Source organism: Aeromonas sp. BIGb0445, from assembly GCF_024809075.1.
GTDB classification, from domain to species: Bacteria; Pseudomonadota; Gammaproteobacteria; order Enterobacterales; family Aeromonadaceae; genus Aeromonas; species Aeromonas rivuli.
This window is the reverse complement of record NZ_JANUES010000019.1, coordinates 17,051-37,744: the sequence shown is the minus strand read 5'-3', so window position 1 is coordinate 37,744 and position 20,694 is coordinate 17,051. Positions and strand designations below refer to the sequence as shown.

The window sequence follows — 20,694 nt, the reverse complement described above, 5'->3', positions numbered from 1 at the left end:
ACCTTGTGAATGTTACCCGTTATCAATCAGTGCCCCGTGCAGGGATGCAGTGACCAGGAGGTCAAGATGAACAACAAGATGAAATGGATAGGGGCCCTCTTCCTGCTGGTGAACGGGCAATGGGTGTGGGCGGCGACGTTGCCGGAGGGGCTGGTCTGGGAGACCAATGATCAGGATCCCCAGTTTGCTTCTGCCAAGGCGCTGCCGGGCGGCACCTTCAATATGTTTGTCGACAGTTTTCCGCTGACCTTTCGCACCGTAGGGCCTGATTCCAATGGCGCCTTCCGCTCCTATATCCTGGATAACCAGCTGCGGCTGATCAGTTTTCATCCCAATACCGGCAACCCCATTCCGTCGCTGGCGACTCAATGGGCCATCGCCCCTGACAATCAGACCGTCTATTTCAAGCTGGATCCGCGCGCCAAGTGGTCCGATGGCAAGCCGGTCACCGCCGATGACTACACCTTCGGTTACGAGATGATGCGATCCAAGCACATCAAGGGCCCCTGGTTTAACAACTACTACACCACCGAGGTGGTGGCAGTAGAGAAGATTGATGCGCACACCATCCTGGTCAAGGCCGGTAACCCCAAGGCCAAACTGGACTTGCTCAATACCACTGAGCTGTGGCCGCAACCCAAACACTATTACACCCTCGATGAGAACTGGGTGAAGAAGTACAACTGGGCCGTGGTACCGACCACAGGGCCCTATGTGATGACAGAGGTCAAGAAGGGCAAGTCCATCACCTTCAGCAAGCAGAAGGCGTGGTGGGCCCAAAGCGATCGCTACAACCAGCACAGATTCAACGTCGATACCATCAAGGTGCAGGTCATTCGTGATCGCAACATCGCCTTTCGCCACTTCCTGAAGGGGGAGTTTGACAGCTTCGAGATGCTGCTGCCGAACTGGTGGCACGAGAAGGCCAACACCCAGGAGTACAAGCAGGGGCTGGTCAAGAAGGTGATGGCCATGACGGACACCAAGCAGGGCGCTCAGGGGCTGCACCTCAACATTGCCAATCCCAAGCTGGCCGATATCAATGTCCGGCTCGGCATCCAGCACGCCCTCAACATCGACAAGATGATCAAGACGGTGCTCTATGGCGACTATCAGCGCGCCACCACCTTTGACTCAGGCTTTGGTGCCTTCACCGAGGTTGCCTTACCCGAGCGTACCTATGACATCAATCAGGCCCGTGACTACTTTGCCAAGGGTGGATTCGACAAGGCGGGACCGGACGGTATCTTGCAAAATGGCAAGGGGGAGCGGCTCAGTCTGGCCATCACCTATGCCACCACTGAGCATACCAAACGGCTGACCGCGCTCAAGGAAGAGGCCAAGAAGGCGGGTCTGGATCTGGAGCTCAACCTGGTCGATGGCGCGACCGGCTTCAAGGTGATGCTGGAGAAGAAGCATGAGGCGGCCTGGCTTGGCTGGGGTGGCGGTGGCCTCTATCCGCAATATTGGGAGTTCTTCCACTCGGATAATGCCAACAAGCCGCAGACCAACAACTTCTTCAATGTGGCGGACAAGGCGCTCGATACCCTGATCGATACCTATGGCAGTGAGTTCGACACCGACAAGCGTGCCAAGCTCTCCCAGCAAATTCAGCAGCGCATCTACGATCTGGCCATCTTCGTGCCCGGTGCCCAGCTTAACTATGTGCGGGCCAGTGCCTGGCGTTATGTGATGTTGCCCGAGGTGCCTGCCACCCGAAATTCGCCGGATCAGCTCTATTGGCCGATGGACGGTTACCCTTATAGCAGTGGTGGCTTGCTCTGGCTCGATCCCAAGGCAAAGGAAGAGACCAAACAGGCCAGGGATGCGGGCGAGAGCCTGCCCTCGCAAGACATGGTCGACAAGACCTATGCACGCAGTTGAGAGGGTGAGTCAGATGTCGATAAGCAAGGTGCCCATCCTGGACGTTCGGGATCTTGAGGTGGAGTTCAGTGTCGATGACGGCAAGATCAAGGTGCTGGACGGCGTCAGCTTCAAGGTGCAGGCGGGCCAGACCTTAGGGATAGTCGGCGAGTCTGGCTGCGGCAAGAGCGTCACCTCCCTGGCCATCATGGGACTGCTGCCCAAGCCTCATGGTCAGGTGGTGGCGGGATCCATCAATTTTCAGGGGGAGGAGCTGCTCAATTTAAGCCCGGAGCAGATGTACAAGGTGCGCGGCAATCGGATCGCCATGATCTTTCAGGAGCCGATGACGGCACTCAACCCGGTCAAGACCATAGGCGCCCAGCTGGTGGAGGTATTCACCCTGCACAGGCCTGCGTACAGCAAGGCCCAGCGTAAGGAGGCCGCCATCGCCATGTTGCGCAAGGTGGGGATGCCGGAGCCCGAGACGCGGTTCAATGTCTATCCCCATAACCTCTCTGGCGGTATGCGCCAGCGGGTAATGATCGCCATGGCGCTCTCCTGCGAGCCGGACTTGCTCATCTGTGACGAACCGACCACGGCGCTGGATGTCACCATCCAGGCCCAGATCCTGGAGCTGATGAAGGAGCTGCAAGCCCAGACAGGGATGGCCATTCTCTTCATCACCCATGATCTCGGGGTCGTGGCCGAGCTGTGCGACGAGGTGGTGGTCATGTATGCCGGGCGCGCGGTGGAACGCGCCCAGATATTTGATCTGTTCGAGCAGCCCCATCACCCCTATACCCATGGCCTGATGAACTCGATCCCTCGCCTGGAAGATGAGCCCAAGACCCTGCTCAACACCATCAAGGGCCAGGTGCCTGCACTCTTTGAGATGCCGGCGGGTTGCCGTTTCTCCAACCGTTGTCCCCATGCCAGCGACATCTGCGTCAGTCAGGTGCCGCCCATGGAGCAGCTTCAAAACCGGCACGCCGTGGCTTGCCATCATTGGAAGGAGATCCGGGTATGACGCCACTGTTGAGTGTCAAAGGGCTCAAGCAGCACTTCGTCATGGGCGGCGGCCTGTTGCAGAAGAAGTACACCGTCTACGCGGTGGATGGCATCAGCTTCGATCTCAAGCAAGGGGAGACGCTGGGGCTGGTAGGGGAATCTGGCTGTGGCAAGTCGACCCTGGGTCGCTCCCTGCTCAAGCTGTTCGAACCCACGGCGGGGCAAATCTGTTTCGAGGGGAGGGATATTACGGGATTGAGTGCCGGGGATATGCGATCCCTGCGCCAGGAGATGCAGATCGTCTTTCAAGATCCTGCAGAATCCCTCAATGGTCGCCATACCGTGGGCCAGATTTTGGAAGAGCCCTTCATTATTCACGGCAAGGGCAGTCGCAGTGAGCGCCAGCTGTGGGTGCGAGAGCTGCTCGGCAAGGTCGGGCTGCCCGAGACGGCGGCGGATCGTTTTCCCCATGAGTTTTCAGGGGGGCAGCGTCAGCGCATCGGCATCGCGCGCGCCATCGCGCTCAAGCCCAAGCTGCTGGTCTGCGACGAGGCGGTGTCGGCGCTGGATGTGTCGGTGCAGTCGCAAATCATCAATCTGTTGCTGACCCTGCAGCGGGAGATGAACCTGGCCCTCATCTTCATCGCCCACGACCTGTCGGTGGTGAAGCATATCTCGGATCGGATCGCCGTCATGTACCTGGGGCGCATCGTCGAGATAGCCCCGGCCCAGCAGCTGTACCGCAACCCGCGCCATCCCTATACCCAGGCGCTGATCTCCGCCATTCCGGTGCCGGATCCGCGGCGCCGCAATCAGCGGATCTTGCTGAGCGGGGATGTGCCTTCGCCCATCTCACCACCCCCAGGTTGCCATTTTCATCAGCGTTGCCCCCATGCCGGTGAACGCTGTCGCAGCCAGTCACCCAAGCTCGACCCCTGTGCGGGAGAGACCCATCTGGTGGCCTGCCACTTCCCGCTGCCGCTTCAGGAGGTGCCGACGCAGGATCCGGTATCACTGGGAAAGGTGATCTGAAAGATGAGAGCCTGGAGATGAGGGAGCCGGGGGCAAGGGAATTAAAAAATGGGGCCCGTGGGCCCCATCTTCATTGGTAGCGTTCAGGTTCGGCCTGGGAGTGCGTGCGCACAGAGGCCTGGGCAGGACTGCCGTGCCGGATGGCATGGCGGCTGTGTGTGGTATTGATAGGTATTTTGTTGGTTAATAACGACATGATTGCCGTTGTGATTAGGCACCGTAACGGAAGTAGTAGTTACGAGTGGCCGGGGCATAAGTGTCTTTTTCAACACTGCCTTTTTTCTTGCTGGTGGCACCTTTAAGGTGGAACAGCACTGCCAGGTTCTCAAACATGATTCACCTCGTCGTTCTGTTGTCTGGGATGTTTCTGTGACAAAGGTCACGGTTCAATCCTAGCGATTAATGTGATGCAGATCAAATTTTGAGGTAATTAAACAACAAAACTCCTGGAAAAGGTTTTCCTGTGCAAGTCGGTTCATGGATAGGTTTTCAGAAAGCGGTTGCAGGCCGGTTCAGGGGGAAAATATTGGTGGCAGGGCAGCCGCTGCGGTCCGTGAGTCAGCAAAAAGCAAGCAGGAGAGGCGGGGGGAGAGGGTGAAAAGATGAGTGGGGCTTGGATCATGCCCCGCACCAGGCGGGGCATGTTGGACTGCCTGGGTCTTATTTGGCAGGGATCTGCTCGAGCACATGGACCAGCAGCTGCCAGAAGCGCTCGACCGCCGGGATGTGCACCTTCTCGCCCGGCGCGTGGGCGCCGCGGATGGTCGGGCCGAAGGAGACCATGTCCCAATCCGGGTAGGCGCTCTTGAACAGACCGCACTCCAGACCGGCATGGATCACCATGACATTGGGCAGGTCGCCGAACAGGGTCTGGTAGCTGTTTCGCACCAGCGCCATCACGGGGGAGTTGACGTTCGGTGCCCAGCCCGGATAGGCACCGGTGAACTCGCAGCTGGCGCCAGCCAGGCTGAACAGGGAGCGGGTCATCTGCTCCACGCTCTCGCGACCCGTGTCATGAAGGGAGCGGATCAGGCACTGGACATAGACTTCGTTGTCGAGGGTCTTGATGACCCCCAGGTTGGTCGACGTCTCGGTCACCCCCGGGATGGCATCGCTCATGCGCATCACCCCATTCGGGCAGGCGATCAGGGCGTCGAGCAGGCGGCGCTGCAGATCGTCAGAGAGCAGCTTGGTCGGGGCATCCTGCTCTTGCAGCAAGACCGTCAGGTTTGCCTCGACGGCGGCCAGCTCGCTCTGGTAGATACCGGCATACTGGTCTACCAAAGCTTTGAAGCCCGCGACACTGGCTGCGGGCACCAGCAGCTTGGCCCGGGCTTCGCGGGGAATGGCATTGCGCAGGGTGCCGCCGCTGATATCGCCAAGGCGCACGCCCAGGGGCTCCGCCGCCTTGAGCAGGCGTACCAGCAGCTTGTTGGCGTTGCCACGACCACGGTGGATGTCGACCCCGGAGTGACCGCCGCGCAGTCCCTTCACGTGCAGCTCGAAACCTGCGCCCTCACCGGCAGCAACCTGCTCCAGGGGGAAGCGGATATTGGCATCCACGCCACCGGCGCAGCCCATGTAGACCTCACCATCTTCTTCCGAATCCGTGTTGAGCAGGATCTCGCCTTCCAGCCAGCCCGCTTCCAGGCCGAAGGCGCCGGTCATGCCGGTCTCTTCGTCCGTGGTCAGCAGCACTTCCAGCGGGCCGTGCTTGATGCTCTTGTCGGCCAGCACGGCCAGACAGCCAGCCATGCCCATGCCGTTGTCGGCGCCGAGGGTCGTGCCGCGAGCGGTGACCCAGTCACCATCGATGTAGGCATCGATGGGATCGGTGGCGAAGTCGTGCTGGGTGTCGGCATTGGCCTGGGGCACCATGTCCATGTGGGCTTGCAGCACCACGGCCTTGCGGTTCTCCATGCCAGGGGTGGCGGGCTTTTTGATGATGAGGTTGCCCACGGGATCCTGTTTGACCGCCAGCCCTTCACTCAGGGCCCATTCGGTGATCCAGGCACTGAGCTTGGCCTCATGCTTGGAGGGATGGGGAATGGCGCAGATCTGTTCGAAGAAGTGCCAAATCAGTTTGGGAGATAGAGAACTAAGAGGTGCCACGTCAGACTCCTTACCAGCACGGGAAATAACCGGGCCCACCAGGGCCTGATGAAGAGGGTAACGATAATACAGTCAATCCCGTAAAACTGTGAGCGATCAGCACAAATCATGGCCGTCACTCGCCTTGGCCAGGCTGGCAAGCTGGTGTGACGCCCAAAACTGGCGATTTATTTTTGTGACTCACATCACAAAAATATTGAGTTTTACGATGATGCTGGTAAATTGTCCTCCGTGGTCTCCACCACTGTCAGGATGACGAGAAGTGCCTCCAGGGAACCGAAGCAAAGCAAGTGCGCCTCCATGGAACCGAGTGTCAGCTTAAGGATTCAAGCCCGCATAAAGGTACGTAACTTGTTAAGCAATCAGGAGTTTATATGTCAGGCAGTAGCGCAACTTATTGGTTTACCCCCTCTCTCTACACCCAGGGCTTCAGCTATCCGAATGCCTTTGTCAATCGTCGTTAAGCGGCGATAGGGCCCAGAGGCGAGCGCCATGGACCCAGGTAGAGAAAACAGCAGGCGTGAGGTCTCCTCCATCTGCTTTTTTTTGCCCGCCATTTATGCCTTCTTCTCTTGATGAACGCCATATCCCCTTGGGCTGCCCTCATCCCCGTCTCGTTTCCCTGCCAAGGCTGCCTGAACAGCGCCCCCTTCCTCGCCGATCACTGAGCCCAGAGGGCGGCATCAAACGATACTCACCTTCCGGTTTGCTGATAAAAAGGCATACGTTTGCCAACCTTTTCACCGGGAAAGGGTGCTAACATAGCCGCCCAATAGCCTGTCCATGCCCATCCCTTGCGATGCGTTGTCATGGTGAGCCCAGATTGCCTCTCTATTTTTGTTCGTTTCCGGCCCGGCTGACTTAGCCCGAGCGGGATCGAGTGCAAGCTGAATTTGGTGCAGGACCCTGTGGTATCACTCCGGGGACGAGCGTTGGCAGGTAATAAATTTCAAGTGTTCATCTGTTTTAAAATAACTTGTCGAGATCGATAGCATGCCTAAGAAATTCTACGTGTCATGGGATAACCTGCAGCGGGAAGCCCGTCGTCTGGCTCGTCGCCAACTGCCTGTCAGCCAGTGGAAAGGGATCATCGCCGTCAGCCGTGGTGGCCTGGTGCCCGCGGCCCTGATGGCCCGTGAACTGGGCATTCGCAACGTAGAGACCCTGTGCATCTCCAGCTATGACCACAACAACCAGCGCGAACTGGCTGTGGTCAAGGCCGCAACCACCGCCGGGGACGGTGAAGGCTGGCTGGTGGTTGACGATCTGGTCGACACCGGCGGTACCGCCAAGGCCATTCGCGAGCTCTATCCAAGAGCCAAGTTCATCACCATCTTCGCCAAGCCCCTCGGCGAGCCGCTGGTGGATGACTTCGAAGTCGCCATTCCGCAAGACACCTGGATTGAGCAACCCTGGGACATGGCGCTGGAGTTCACCACGCCCATCTGCGAAGAGCAGTAATGCCGACGGCCTCTGCGGGCACCGCTTGTTGATACACAGGGCTCCTTCGGGGGCCCTGTTTCGTTGTGGCGTGGCAATGGGGCCAGTCTGGGGTGGTCTGCCATGACAAAACCTGGGTAAGATGGGTCACTGATTGATGGCGATGAGACGATGCAGTGAAGCCAAATGACGACATTAACTTGACCGAGCAACTCTTTACCCGAGTCAAGAAGGTCCAGGAGACCTCGGAGATATCGAACAGCAGTCCCCTTGAGCCGCAGGCTGAGACGGAGGACTTCATCGACGGTTCTGCGGTGCGCAGTTGGTATCGTCTGCTGCGCCGCCCTTCCTGGGCCTGGCAAGGGGCGGATCCGGTCGAGGTGGAGCAGACCCTGGCCCGGATCGCCATGGGCAAGGGGGAGCGGAGCCACCCTGAGTTGCTCGATACCATCAAGGGCTATGTGCCAGGCAACTGGGTCTTTGAATGGAGCCAGCAGGCCGGCGGTCACTTCAAGCAAGGGCGAGCCCTGGCCGACGCAGGTCAGCGTCCGGAGGCAATCAATGCCCTGCTCAAGGCGGTGCGCTACTACTCCATCGCCAGTTATCCCCATCTCAAACACGATGAGCTGGCCGATCAGGCTCAACTGCTCGGCAATCTCGCTTATCGGGAGGCGGGGCGCCTGTTCGAGGTGCCCCTCAAAGAGATACAGGTGCCGTTTCGCGGCAAACACATTCAGGGCTACTTGCACCTGCCGACCATCGACAAGCCGGTGCCACTGGTGATGGTGAGCGGGGGCATCGACTCACTCCAGCTCGATTACCTCAATTTTTATCGCAAGTATTTGGCCCCGAATGGTATTGGCATGCTCTCCCTCGACATGCCGGGCATCGGCTACGCCGAACATTGGCCCCTGGTGCAGGACACCAGCCGCCTGCATCAAGCCGTGTTGCACTATCTGGCCGAGGTGGCCTGGGTCGATCACCAGCGCATTGCCATGGTGGGTTTTCGCTTTGCGGGCAACATAGCGGCCAGGCTCGCCTTCATTGAACCGTTCAAATTACGTACCGTGGTCTGCATCGGTGCCGGGGTGAATCAGTGCTTCGCCGACCCATCGCTTTTTGCCAAGTGTCCGCGCATGATGCGTGATAGTCTGGCTAACAGGCTGGGTGCCAATGCCGCCGACTGGGAACAGATCCGCACCAAGAGTCAGGTGTTTTCCCTGAAAAAACAGGGGTTGATGAGTACGCGCACCTCGGTGCCCATCCTCAGCATCGGTCACAAGCGGGACTTTATCTGTCCAGAGTCTGATGTCAGGGCACTGGCCGCCTGCAGCCGCAATGGCAAGGCGGTGGTGTTTGACAAGCAGCCGTTGCGGGAGGTCTATGACCAGGCGCTTCATGAAACGGTAACTTGGCTCAAGCAACATCTATGTACTTGAATATCTTCTTTTTACGCCGTCAGTATCCCGGTTGATGTGATGGCACTGCTTGTTCAACACGGAGGTTAACATGCCAGAAAGAGTCACCTATAAACGCCTGCTGCGGCAATTTGCCGCCATTGGCCCTTATCTCAGGGAAGACCTCTGTCATGAGGGGCGCTACTACTTTGATTGCCTGTCGGTCTGCGTCAGCGCCAAGGCGGCGCCGGACAAGCGGGAGTTCTGGGGCTGGTGGCTGGTATTGGAGCAAGACGATCACCACTTCCAGTACCACTATCAGCTCGGCTTTTATAACGGCGAGGGCAACTGGATAGACAAGCCGCTCCCCAAGAAGCATCAGGTCGAGGTAGACCGCTCCTTGCGACTCTTCTATCGGCTGCTTAATACCAAGCTGACACAACTGGAGTGCCAACTTGCCCCCGCGGAGCAGGTAACCCGCGAGTTATCCGTCACCGCCGCCTGACCCGACTGCCCTGCGGGGGTTAATTGCCTTGCAGGGCAGCAGGGGCGTGGGTATAAAGGGAATCCTTACCTTTTTGCCTTATCAATTCCATGGAAAACAAAACCATAGTCGTCAAGTTGGGCACCAGTGTACTCACCGGGGGATCTTCCCAGCTCAATCGTGCCCACATGGTCGAACTGGTTCGCCAGTGCGCCGCATTGCACCGCCAGGGCCACCGGGTGGTGCTGGTGAGTTCCGGGGCCATCGCCGCCGGTCGTGCCCATTTGGGGCACCCCCCGCTGGCCCCGACCCTGACCAACAAGCAGATGCTGGCGGCCGTGGGACAGACCCAGCTTATCCGGGTCTGGCAGGATCTGTTCAACCTCTATGACCTGCACGTCGGCCAGATGCTGCTGACCCGCGCCGACCTGGAAGACAGGGAGCGCTACCTCAATGCGCGCGATACCCTGCGCACCCTGCTCGACCACCGCATCATCCCCATCATCAATGAGAACGATGCCGTCGCCACCGCTGAGATCAAGGTGGGGGACAACGACAATCTCTCTGCGCGTGCCGCCATTCTGGCCGATGCGGATCTGCTGATCCTGCTGACCGATCAGACCGGGCTCTTCACCGCGGATCCGCGCACCAACCCCGATGCCCAGCTGATCGAGGAGGTGCAGACCATAGACGATACCCTGCGTAAATTGGCAGGGGGCAGCGTCAGTGGCCTGGGGACCGGCGGCATGGCGACCAAGTTGCAGGCGGCCGATGTGGCGCGCCGGGCGGGGGTCGATGTGGTGATCGCCACGGGTCAGGTGCCGGAAGTGGTCGGGCGTCTCGCCAATGGCGAGCGGATCGGCACTCGCTTCCCGGCCCTGGCCTCTCCCCTTGAGGGGCGCAAGAGCTGGATCCTGGCGGGCCCACCGCCCCTTGGCGAAGTGCAGGTCGATCTCGGGGCCGTGGTCGCCATGCGCGACAAGGGCTCCAGCCTGTTGCCCAAGGGGATTACCGGGGTCAGGGGCATCTTCGTGCGCGGTGATGTGGTGCGGATCCTCGATCCCCATGGCAGCGAGCTGGCCCGTGGCATCTGCCGTTATAACCACGAGGAGCTGACACGGCTGCGGGGGGTTCACTCGGATCAGATAGAGACGCTGCTGGGCTATGGCTATGGCGCCGTGGCCATTCACCGCGACGACATGATACTGCTGTAGTGTTGATGCCGGGCGATGGTCCGCGCGATGAGATGATACTGCTGTAGTTTTGATGCCGGGCGATGGCCCGTGCGATGAGATGATACTGCTGTAGTGTTGATGCCGTGCGATGAGATGATATCGCTGTAATCTAGGTGGTGGGCTGGGGCCTGCCGGCATATGAAAGGATCGAAAGATGAGTCTGGAGACATTGGGCCAAGCGGCCCGCGAGGCGGCCTATCAACTGGCTACCATCAACACGGCCCAGAAGAATCAGGCACTGCTGAGCATCGCCCAGGAGCTGGAAGCCCGGCAGAGCACCATATTGGCTGCCAACGCCAAGGACATCGCGGCGGGTCGGGAAGCCGGCCTGTCCGAGGCCATGCTGGACCGCTTGCTGCTCACTCCCGAGCGGCTGGCAGGCATTGCCAACGACGTGCGCAAGGTGGTGAGCCTGGACGATCCGGTCGGTGCTGAGCTGGACAGCCGCGTGCTGGAGAATGGCTTGCGTCTCTCCCGGCGCCGGGTGCCCATCGGGGTGATTGGGGTCATCTATGAGGCGCGTCCCAATGTCACCATCGACATCGCAGCGCTCTGCCTCAAGACCGGCAATGCCAGCATACTGCGCGGCGGGCGCGAGACCTTCCACTCCAACCTGGAGCTGGTCAAGGTGATCCAGGCCGCCCTGGCCAGTACTGGCCTGCCCATTGCGGCGGTGCAATACATCGACAACCCGGACCGGGCGCTGGTGGCCGAGCTGCTGCGGCTGGATCGCTACGTGGACATGATCATCCCCCGCGGTGGCGCCGGCCTGCACAAGATGTGCAAGGAGAACAGCTCCATTCCGGTCATCATCGGCGGTTTTGGCATCAGTCATGTGTTCGTGGATGCGAGCGCGGATCTGACCCGCTCCCTGGCCGTCATCGACAATGCCAAGGTGCAGCGCCCCTCTGCCTGCAACGCCCTCGATACCCTGCTGGTGCATGACGCCATTGCCGCCGAGTTGCTGCCCAAGCTGGTCGCGCGGATGAACGAGCAGAAGGTGACCCTGGTGGCGCACCCCAATGCCATGGCGCAGCTCAACGGGGCCAACGGTGTGCGGGAGGCGGGGGCCGACGATTTCGATACCGAATGGTTGGCGCTGACCCTGGGGGTCAAGCTGGTGGCCGGTGTGGAGGAGGCGCTGGCGCACATGCGCGAGCACAATGCCAGTCACTCTGACGCCATCCTGACCAATGATCTGGGCAACGCCGAACGCTTCATCAATGGCGCAGGCTCGGCCGCTGTCTATGTCAACGCCTCGACCCGCTTCACCGATGGGGCCCAGTTTGGTCTGGGGGCCGAGGTGGCTGTCTCTACCCAGATGCTGCATGCCCGGGGCCCCATGGGGTTGACCGAGCTGACCAGCTACAAGTGGGTGGGGCAGGCGGATTATCTCTCCCGCCCCTGAGTCTTGGTACTGCACCTCAGTCAATGACATGCCGACCCCAGGGTCGGCATGTTTGTTTCCTAAAGAGGTGCTTGGCACTATTGGCTAGTGCATTAACCTTGGCGCACGATCAGCACGGGGCAGGGGGCATGACGCACCACGGATTCTGCCACGCTGCCAACCAGCAGGTGGCTGATGCCGGAGCGACCATGGCTGCCCATCACCACCAGATCCACCTTCTCCTCCTTGGCCTGGGCGACGATCTCGTCGGCGGCGCGGCCAAAGCGCACGACGAAGTCGGCGGAGATCGGCAAGGTCTCGATGAGCCGTTGTATCTCTTCCTTGGCGTGGCGTTCCATCTCGTGGGTGATCTCGATGGCGGTCATGTGCAGAATCTTGTAGCTGTCGAAGCCGTGGAGCTGATCGACCACATGGATCAGCTTGAGGCTGGCATTGTGGCTCTTGGCCATGAAGACGGCATAGTCCAGTACGGGTTGGGACATCTGGGAAAAATCGACGGGACAGAGCAGGGTGCGGATAGACATGGAAGGCTCCTTTCGCGAGTGGTTTATGAGGGGTAGCCCATCGCAAATGGGCCACCAATGAATCTCACCTACCGTTATACCTGCTTGCCGCACAATAACTTGCGACTGGCTCGCAAATTTGAAAAATGGTGCCCGGTGTGATCCTGAACAGACTGATCTTCTGGGTAAGCCGTGCATAATCCAAAGCATGGCGCCAGGAGGCGAGAGGAGAGGGAATGCAGATACTGATACGAATACTGTTGCTCTGCGGTTGCCTCTGTCCCCTGATGAGTCGGGCCGAGGATCTCCCCGTCTATTGCGATGACTGGCCCGGCTTTTGCGAGGCGGACGGGGGAGGGCTCTATCTGGATTTGGCCCGGCACATCTATGAGCCGCTCGGTTACCGGGTGAAACCGCAATCCATGCCCTACAAGCGGGCGCTGGCCATGGTGGTCAAGGGTGGATATGGCATCACCATGGGGGTCTATCTCAACGAGGTGGAGGGGGTGCACTGGCCCCATTATCCGGACGGTGCCGACGATGTGACGGTTTTCATGCTCGACAAGTGGCGCAAGAGCTGGCAGGGAGAGCAGAGTCTGGCCCAGCAACGGGTGCTCTGGCAGCGCGGTTGGGCCTTCGACAAATACATCAAGGTGCCGATGCGCTGGCATGAAGTGAACAGCCATCAGGATGCCATGGCGCTGCTGCCCAAGGGGCGCCACCGTTATTACCTGAGTGCGGGAGTGCTCTATGCCAATGACCCTCTGCCACCCGATGTCAGCCGGGTCTTCCTGCGCTGGCTGCCAAGCTACCCCATCTTTGCGCGCAGCGACGCCGGGCTCAAGTTGCAACAAGAGTGGGATAGAGGCATGGCGCGTCTCATCGACAGCGGGGAGCTGACCGGGCTCTACCGGGAGAATCACTTGCTCGACTATTACAGTGATTTTTTACGGGGCCTCAAGCAGGAAAGGCGGGCTCAATCTGACCAATGACCCTTGGTCAGCCGATCATGGGGGATGACGCTGACCGTGACGGCCAGGCTTATGCCGTCACTGGGTGGCTATATAGGCCACCCTCTGCTCTCTTATGACGCTTGTGATCCGGTGCGCAGGCGCTTGGCCAGCCGGTCATAGAGGATGACGTTGGCTGTTGTGGCCAAGTTTATGCAGCCCAGGGATGGGGTTATATAGACCAGACTCTCACGCTTGTGATCCGGTGCGCAGACGTTTGGCCAGCCGGTCATGAGGGATGACGTTGGTTGTAGTAGCCAAGCTCATGCATCCCTGGGGGGATAGACCACATCCTTATTCCTCTGGCTTGCGCAGACGTTTGGTCAGCCGGTCATGAGGGATGACGTTGGTTGTAGTGGCCAAGCTCATGCATCCCTGGGGGGGATAGACCACATCCTTATTCCTCTGGCTTGCGCAGACGTTTGGCCAACCGGTCATAGAGGATGACGTTGGCTGTAGTGGCCAGGTTTATGCAGCCCCGGGATGGGGTTATATAGACCAGGCTCTCACGCTTGTGATCCGGTGCGCAGACGTTTGGCCAGCCGGTCATAGAGGATGACATTGACCGTGGCGGCCAGGTTCATGCAGCCGTGGGTCGGGATATAGACCACCCGTTTTACCCCGGCGAACAGCGCCGGTTCCAGGGTGCCATCCTCTGGGCCGAAGATGTAAAAAGCCCGGGCCGGATGGTCGAACTCCGGCAAGGGGGTAGCCCCCTCAATCAAGTCCACCAAGACCGGCTCGCACCCAGCAGGCATCACGCCGAGCAAGTCATCCACCCCGAGCAGGGGGATCTTGTCCACCATCTGTTTGGTGTCAGTGGCAAAGCGACGTGCCAGTTCGAAGCGGCTGCCGGTATAGCACACCTCGTCGGCGCCATAGCAGCCCGCGGCCCGCAGCACGGCCCCGACATTGCTTGGTGATTTTGGATTGACCAGGCCCAGGCCGACATAGTCGCTCCCCGTCTCCCTTGCAGACTCGACGCAGCCTCTGTTGTTCTGTTCACTCATCTCGCTCTCCTGGTTTGCGGCGCCATTATAAAGGGCCATGCCCCGTTCTGCCCAGCCCACCGCTCTTGTTGGCTTGGCAACCCTGTCGGACCTCGCTCGCCTGTCCAGGCTGGGGCAGTTGCACCGAGTTGGGGAGCCATGAGGGAGGGCGAGGGTCCAGCGTTGGCGCTGGCAGGCGTCCGGCAGGCTGGCAAGCTCTTTGCATTATCTTGTGCTGATAGACCAGCAACAATATCAATGACAGGACAGAGGCGTCCGTTCCCTTCGATGGGGCGGACGCCTTTTTATTGCGGGCAGGCAGGAGGAAGGATGAAGACCACATGTGCATATTGCGGTGTTGGCTGTGGCATCAGCGTCACGCAGCAGGCGGGCGAGTGGCAGCTCGAGGGGGACAGCGCTCATCCGGCCAATGGCGGCGCACTCTGCGTCAAGGGGGCCAGCCTGCTGGAGACCCTGGCCTTTCCCCAGCGTCTGCTCTACCCCCGCCATCAGGGCCAGCGCATCAGCTGGGACGAGGCGCTCACTATGATGTCGGCCCAGTTCAGCCGGATCATGGCGGAATCCGGCCCCGAGGCGATCGGCATCTACCTCTCCGGGCAGCTCACCACGGAAGATTACTATGTGGCCAACAAGCTGATGAAGGGCTACATCGGCAGCGCCAATGTCGACACCAACTCCCGGCTCTGCATGTCCTCGGCCGTGGTGGCCCAGCAGCGGGCGTTCGGGGAGGATCTGGTCCCGGCCTGCTATGAGGATCTGGAGCTGGCGGATCTCATCATCATCACCGGGGCCAACACGGCCTGGACACACCCGGTACTGTTTCGCCGCATCCAACAGGCGCGCAGCCGCCGTCCCGAACTCAAGCTGGTGGTGATGGATCCCCGCCGCACCATGACGGCGGAGCAGGCCGACTTGCATCTGGCCCTGCGTCCCGGCACCGATGTGGCGCTCTGGAACGGCTTGGGCCGCTACCTGCTCGATCACGACATCTGGGACCGAGATTATGTGGCGGCCCATGTCAGCGGCATCTCGGCCCTGGCCCGGGAGCTGGACGATCCCGCCTGGATGCCGGAGGCGGTGGCCCAGCATTGCGATCTGGCCCTCTCCGATCTGCTCGGTTTCTACCAGCTGTTCGCCCGCCACCCGCGCACCCTCAGCCTCTACTGCCAGGGCATCAATCAGTCCAATCAGGGGACGGACAAGGCCAATGCCATCATCAATGCGCATCTGCTGACCGGCCGGATAGGCAAGCCCGGTGCCTCCCCCTTCTCCCTCACGGGGCAACCCAATGCCATGGGCGGGCGCGAGGTGGGCGGGCTGGCCAGTCAGTTGGCCGCACACATGGGCTTTAGCGACGCGGAGCGCGATCGCCTGCAGCGTTTCTGGGGCAGCCCACGGATGGTGACGGGGCCTGGCCACAAGGCCGTCGAGTTGTTCGAGGCGGTGCACAGCGGTCAGATCCGTGCACTCTGGGTGCTGGGCAGCAACCCGGCGGCTTCCCTGCCAGATGGCGACCGGGTGCGGGAGTCCCTGGCGCGCTGCGAGTTTCTGGTGGTCTCAGATCTGACGGCGCAGACCGACACGGCGCGCTATGCCAATCTGCTGTTGCCCGCCCTTGGCTGGGGTGAGAAGAGCGGCACCGTTACCAACTCGGAGCGCTGCATCAGCCGCCAGCGCCCCTTCCTGCCGGCTCCCGGTGAAGCGCGTCCCGACTGGTGGGCCCTGGCCAGCCTCGGCCAGCATCTCGGCTTTGGGGAGGCGTTCGCCTACGCCGATGAGCATGCCATTTTCAGTGAACATGCCGCCCTCTCCGGCTTTGAAAACCGCGGGGAGCGCCAGTTCGACATCTCGGGGCTGGCCGGGCTGACCCCAGCCCAGTTCGAGGCGCTTGCCCCCCTGCGCTGGCCGGTCAATGAGGCTCACCCCCAGGGGTGCGATCGGTTGTTTGAGGATGGTCGCTTCCCTACCCCGGATGGCCGGGCCCGCTTGTTACCCCTGAAACAACAGGCCCCCGCACTGGAGCCGCTGCCACCCGGAGCAGGAGTGCCCTTGCTGCTCAACTCGGGCAGGTTGCGGGATCAGTGGCACACCATGACCCGCAGCGGCCATGTGCCTCGCCTGCTGGAGGCCGAACCCTGGCCTCGGGTCATGGTGGGGCCGGCCAGCCTGCTCAGCCTGGGGCTGGATGCCGGGGATCTGGTCAGCCTGGACAATGGCCGGGGTCAGGTGCGGGTGCGGGTGGGACTGGATGAGGGGTTGCGGGAGGGGGAGGCCTTCTTGCCCATGCACTGGACCGACAGCCAGTGCAGCCAGGGCGCGGTCAACCGGCTGGTGGCCCCGCGCACGGATCCGCACTCCGGTCAGCCCATGTTCAAACAGGCCAGGGTGAGGCTCAACAAACAACCCACCCATTGGCAGGGCGTCTGGCTTGGCCAGCAGGCGCCTGCCGAGCGGGGGGACTGGTGGGCGCGCCGCCCCCTGAAGGGCGGGGAGTGCTGGTTGCTCGCCTCCTGGTCAGAGGGGATGAGTGAGTGCTGGCAGCGACTGGCCCTGGATGGGCACTGGCTGCGCCTGCCCGTCAAGGGGGGCTGGCTCGCCATTGCCCTCTCCCAGGGACGGATCCAGAGCCTGCTGCTGGTCGGTGAGCGTTGGCCGACCCTGAAGGTTGAGTTGCTGGCGAGCCTGCTCGGCTTGCCTCTGCAGGCGGGGGCCCTCAGCCAGACCCTGAGCGATGCCTTTGCCGGTGACTCCCGGCTCGTCTGCTCCTGCTTCCGGGTGACGGAGGCGCGCATCGTCAACGCCATCCGCGAGCAGGGGGTGAGCGAACTGGCGGGGCTGCAGGGGCTGCTTCAGTGCGGCAGCAACTGCGGCACCTGTCTGCCAGAGATTGACAAGTTATTGATACAACACCGTTTCCTGGAGTCAGCATGATGAAACACTATCCGGAACAGACCGCCGTTCACATCGCTCTGGTGGGGGCAGGCCCTGGCCCTCTCGAGTTGTTGACCCTGAGGGCCTTGCGCCGCATCGAAGCGGCCGAGGTCGTGGTTTACGACCGCCTGGTGGGGGCCGAGATCCTCGCCATCATACCGGTCGGTGCGGCCCGCTTCGATGTGGGCAAGCGCTGTGGCGAGCCCAGCCCGAGCCAGCAGGAGATCAATGCCCTGCTGCTGGCGCTGGCGCGTACCGGCAAGCGAGTGGTGCGGCTCAAGGGGGGGGATCCGCTCATCTTCGGCCGGGGAGGGGAGGAGGCCCTCTATCTGGCCCATCACGGCTTTCGGGCCGAGCTGGTGCCCGGGATCACGGCGGCGCTCGGCTGCGCTGCCAGCACGGCCATCCCCTTGACCCACCGGGGGCTGGCTCGCTCGGTGACGCTGGTGACGGGCCATCTGCAGGGGGAAGAGAGCTTCAATGGTTGGCGCACCCTGGTCGGAGAGGGCCAGACCCTGGTCTGTTACATGGGGCTGGAGCAGGCTGGCAAGATAGAGGCTGGCTTGCTGGGGGCGGGCGCCGATGGGGCGCTGCCGGTGGCCCTGATTGTGGCAGGGTGCAGCGAGCATGAGCGGGTGATCCGCTGCCGGCTCGGTGGCCTGGCCCGGGCCGCAGAGGCCCTGCGGGGCGCGACGCCAGTGCTCATCATTCTGGGAGAGGTGGTGGCGCTGCGTGATGAACTGGATCAACTGCTCACTGGCCTGGAGAGCCGGGTCGCCTGATCTACCCCTACTACCTAGAGCTGGATAATTTAGGGGTAGATTCAAACACTTGGCCCCCATGTTGCGTCAAAGAGAGCCTGTTCGATGGATTGAACTGACAAGAGGTGAGGCATGCAACATCAAGGCGGTAGCTCTGAGGGGCGCCACTCCATACTGCTGATCCATGCCGATGACAGGATACAGGCCAACCGGCTGGGTATCCTGGTCAGCCATTATGGTCACAGCCCCCGCATCCTGGATGAGCGGGGGTTGCTGGGCGGCAAGATACAAGGGGACGGGCTGCTGATCAGCTGTCGGCGCTTCAGTGCCGAAATCAGGCTGGCCATGACCCAGGGGCAATTACTGCCCCGGATACTGTTTTGCGATCGTCTGACGGCGCAACAGCAGGCTGAGCTGCTGGCCCAGGGAGCCCTGGTGGTGCCCCATGGTTGTGGTGAGCGGGAACCTGTCGAGCAGTGGCTGCGACTGGCCCGTGCCCAGTTGGCCATGGTGCAGCAACAGCAGCAGGCTCAGGATGCATTGAAGGTGAAGCTGGAAGAACGACGGCTTATCGAGCAGGCCAAGGGGCGCTTGATGCGCCACCAGGGGCTGGATGAGGAGGCGGCTTACCAGGCGATGCGCAGCACCGCCATGGCCCAGAACCACAGCCTGGCGGAACTGGCCCGCCGTCTGCTCCAGGCGTTGCCCGCCTGAGAGGCGGCGTCACTCAGGCGACCCGAGCGAGGTGAGGGGGATGGGTGGCCAACTTGGTGCAGATGCGCCGCGCTGGCGCACCCTGGCCCGACGCGCAGCCCCATTCGCCCGGTAGACAGGGCATGTGAGAAGTTGGCACGTATCCTGAATAGCTAATAGAGAGCAATAACAAGCCGGTGCCGCCAAGGGCGGACAGGCGCCAGGCCCTTCGGGGCTATCACCATGAGTGCTGGCACCATGAACGCTGGCACCATGAAAACTGGGCAATGTGGCCCCATCGACCATCAGGTCGGTGGGGCCTTTTTTTTGGCAAAACGGGGATGGCAACAACGCAACGGCGCGTGATGGCCAGACCCGGATGAGCGAAGTGAAGAGGTAACTATGAAGCCAAGAATGATGTGCAAAGGTGCGCTGCTGGCCATGTTGGCCTGGCCAGCCCTGGGGGCGGTAACGGCTGCGTCTGAGACGGTCAGCATCGGAGCCCCCGAGAAGGAAGAGCTCAAGCTGGGCTTCATCAAGTTGACCGACATGGTGCCCCTGGCGGTGGCCTATGAGCAGGGCTATTTCGAGGACGAGGGCCTCTATGTCACCCTGGAGGCTCAGGCCAATTGGAAGGTGCTGCTGGACAGGGTCATCGATGGCGAGCTCGACGGTGCCCAGATGCTGGCGGGCCAGCCCTTGGGAGCCCACATCGGCATCGGCACCCAGGCCGAGCTGGTGACCGCCTTCTCCATGGATCTCAATGGCAATGGCATCACGGTTGCCAACTCGGTGTGGCAGGCCATGCTGCCTCAGCTGGCCAAGCAGGCCGATGGCCAGGTGGTGCGCCCCGTCTCGGCCAGCAGCCTCAAGCCGGTGCTGGACCAGTACCGCCAGTCGGGCAAGGCCTTCAACTTCGGCATGGTGTTCCCCGTCTCATCCCACAACTACGAGTTGCGCTACTGGTTGGCGGCAGGGGGCATACACCCTGGCTACTATGCCCCGCTCAAGGGGGATGACTCGGGTCAGCGTCAGGGGGAGGTGCGGCTCTCGGTCACCCCGCCCCCCCAGATGCCCGCCACCCTGGAGGCAGGCACCATCTCGGGTTACAGCGTGGGCGAGCCCTGGAACCAGCAGGCGATCGCCAAGGGGATCGGAGTCCCGGTCATCACCGACCTTGAGATCTGGCGCAACAACCCCGAGAAGGTGCTGGGCGTCACCCAGGCCTGGGCCGAACGCTATCCCAATACCCATGTCCGTCTGGTCAAGGCGCTGATCCGCGCCGCCCACTGGCTCGATGCCAACGACAATGGCAATCGCCGGGCGGCGGCCAAGCTGCTGGCTCGCCCCGATTACGTGGGGGCAGACGAAGGGGTGATCGCCGCCGCCATGACCGGCAGCTTCGAATACAACAAGGGCGACGTGCGCAGCCTGCCCGATTTCAATGTCTTCTTTCGCCATCATGCCACCTACCCCTACTACTCCGATGCCATCTGGTTCCTGACCCAGATGCGCCGCTGGGGGCAGATCCCCCAGGCGCAATCCGATGCCTGGTTCGAGCAGGTCGCCCGCGCCGTCTATCGGCCCGAGGTGTACCAGCAGGCGGCGCTGTCACTTATCGAGGAGGGCAAGCTCCAGGCGACGGATTTCCCGGCGTTTGCGACCGAGAGCGGTTATCGCGGCCCGCAACAAGGTTTTATCGACGGCATCGTCTATGACGGTCGCCATCCCAATGACTATCTGAACCACTTTGCCATCGGCCTCAAGGGCGATGAACAGGTGCAGTGAAGCCAAGGACAAGGAG

17 protein-coding genes are annotated in these 20,694 nt (G+C 61.3%); 13 read left to right on the top strand and 4 right to left on the bottom strand.

The annotated features are described in order from the left end of the window. The first annotated feature begins 66 nt into the window (after positions 1 to 66). From M2367_RS20045 to M2367_RS20035, 3 genes are read left to right on the top strand one after another with little or no spacing between them, the layout of a single operon-like run. Entirely contained in the window at positions 67 to 1,884 is a 1,818-nt protein-coding gene (locus M2367_RS20045) for an extracellular solute-binding protein (RefSeq protein WP_259238170.1), read from the top strand. 13 nt (positions 1,885 to 1,897) lie between these two features. Then, positions 1,898 to 2,893, top strand: a complete 996-nt coding sequence (locus tag M2367_RS20040; RefSeq protein WP_259238168.1) for an ABC transporter ATP-binding protein — start codon at positions 1,898 to 1,900, stop codon at positions 2,891 to 2,893. Then, on the top strand, positions 2,890 to 3,906 hold the full coding sequence (locus tag M2367_RS20035) for an ABC transporter ATP-binding protein (protein WP_259238166.1): 1,017 nt from the start codon (positions 2,890 to 2,892) through the stop codon (positions 3,904 to 3,906). Before M2367_RS20040 ends, M2367_RS20035 begins: the two co-directional genes overlap by 4 nt. A gap of 210 nt (positions 3,907 to 4,116) precedes the next feature. Here M2367_RS20035 and M2367_RS20030 read toward each other — a convergent pair whose 3' ends face one another. Continuing rightward, positions 4,117 to 4,239, bottom strand: coding sequence for a hypothetical protein (locus M2367_RS20030; RefSeq protein WP_157013844.1), 123 nt, complete (start codon positions 4,237 to 4,239; stop codon positions 4,117 to 4,119). A gap of 327 nt (positions 4,240 to 4,566) precedes the next feature. Then, positions 4,567 to 6,018, bottom strand: coding sequence for an aminoacyl-histidine dipeptidase (locus M2367_RS20025; protein ID WP_224432157.1), 1,452 nt, complete (start codon positions 6,016 to 6,018; stop codon positions 4,567 to 4,569). A gap of 993 nt (positions 6,019 to 7,011) precedes the next feature. Between M2367_RS20025 and gpt the strand changes: the two genes are divergently transcribed. The 5 genes from gpt to M2367_RS20000 all read left to right on the top strand — a co-directional run bounded on the left by gpt (position 7,012) and on the right by M2367_RS20000 (position 11,982). Continuing rightward, positions 7,012 to 7,479, top strand: a complete 468-nt coding sequence (gpt, locus tag M2367_RS20020; RefSeq protein WP_259238160.1) for a xanthine phosphoribosyltransferase — start codon at positions 7,012 to 7,014, stop codon at positions 7,477 to 7,479. Positions 7,480 to 7,634: 155 nt separating this feature from the next. Continuing rightward, positions 7,635 to 8,897 (top strand): esterase FrsA, encoded by a 1,263-nt coding sequence (gene frsA, locus M2367_RS20015; RefSeq protein WP_259238159.1) that lies wholly within the window; start codon positions 7,635 to 7,637, stop codon positions 8,895 to 8,897. A gap of 70 nt (positions 8,898 to 8,967) precedes the next feature. Next, positions 8,968 to 9,360, top strand: coding sequence for a sigma factor-binding protein Crl (gene crl, locus M2367_RS20010; RefSeq protein WP_042039768.1), 393 nt, complete (start codon positions 8,968 to 8,970; stop codon positions 9,358 to 9,360). An 89-nt stretch (positions 9,361 to 9,449) separates the two neighbouring features. Further along, entirely contained in the window at positions 9,450 to 10,553 is a 1,104-nt protein-coding gene (gene proB, locus M2367_RS20005; protein WP_224432209.1) for a glutamate 5-kinase, read from the top strand. Positions 10,554 to 10,728: 175 nt separating this feature from the next. Next, positions 10,729 to 11,982: a glutamate-5-semialdehyde dehydrogenase gene (locus M2367_RS20000; RefSeq protein ID WP_259238153.1), complete on the top strand. Its 1,254-nt coding sequence runs from the start codon at positions 10,729 to 10,731 to the stop codon at positions 11,980 to 11,982. A gap of 92 nt (positions 11,983 to 12,074) precedes the next feature. Here the strand turns inward: M2367_RS20000 and M2367_RS19995 are convergent, their stop codons facing one another. Continuing rightward, entirely contained in the window at positions 12,075 to 12,506 is a 432-nt protein-coding gene (locus M2367_RS19995) for a universal stress protein (RefSeq protein WP_224432211.1), read from the bottom strand. Between the two features lie 215 nt (positions 12,507 to 12,721). Here M2367_RS19995 and M2367_RS19990 point away from each other — a divergent pair, with 215 nt between their 5' ends. After that, positions 12,722 to 13,477, top strand: a complete 756-nt coding sequence (locus M2367_RS19990) for an ABC transporter substrate-binding protein (RefSeq protein ID WP_259238149.1) — start codon at positions 12,722 to 12,724, stop codon at positions 13,475 to 13,477. Between the two features lie 524 nt (positions 13,478 to 14,001). Here the strand turns inward: M2367_RS19990 and M2367_RS19980 are convergent. After that, positions 14,002 to 14,505 (bottom strand): RNA methyltransferase, encoded by a 504-nt coding sequence (locus tag M2367_RS19980; RefSeq protein WP_259238147.1) that lies wholly within the window; start codon positions 14,503 to 14,505, stop codon positions 14,002 to 14,004. A gap of 309 nt (positions 14,506 to 14,814) precedes the next feature. Here M2367_RS19980 and M2367_RS19975 point away from each other — a divergent pair, with 309 nt between their 5' ends. The 4 genes from M2367_RS19975 (at position 14,815) to M2367_RS19960 (ending at position 20,678) form a co-directional block, all read left to right on the top strand. Next, the gene (locus M2367_RS19975) at positions 14,815 to 17,436 is read left to right on the top strand and encodes a nitrate reductase (RefSeq protein ID WP_259238146.1); all 2,622 of its coding nucleotides are present in this window, start codon (positions 14,815 to 14,817) and stop codon (positions 17,434 to 17,436) included. Then, complete coding sequence (gene cobA / locus M2367_RS19970) at positions 17,433 to 18,218, top strand: uroporphyrinogen-III C-methyltransferase (protein ID WP_259238144.1); 786 nt, start codon at positions 17,433 to 17,435, stop codon at positions 18,216 to 18,218. The genes M2367_RS19975 and cobA overlap by 4 nt, the downstream gene beginning before the upstream one ends. 111 nt (positions 18,219 to 18,329) lie before the next feature. Continuing rightward, a complete protein-coding gene (locus M2367_RS19965) occupies positions 18,330 to 18,911 on the top strand; it encodes an ANTAR domain-containing response regulator (protein WP_259238143.1) in 582 nt (193 codons plus the stop codon). A gap of 381 nt (positions 18,912 to 19,292) precedes the next feature. Beyond that, a complete protein-coding gene (locus tag M2367_RS19960) occupies positions 19,293 to 20,678 on the top strand; it encodes a CmpA/NrtA family ABC transporter substrate-binding protein (protein WP_259238142.1) in 1,386 nt (461 codons plus the stop codon). The last annotated feature ends 16 nt before the right edge of the window (positions 20,679 to 20,694 follow it).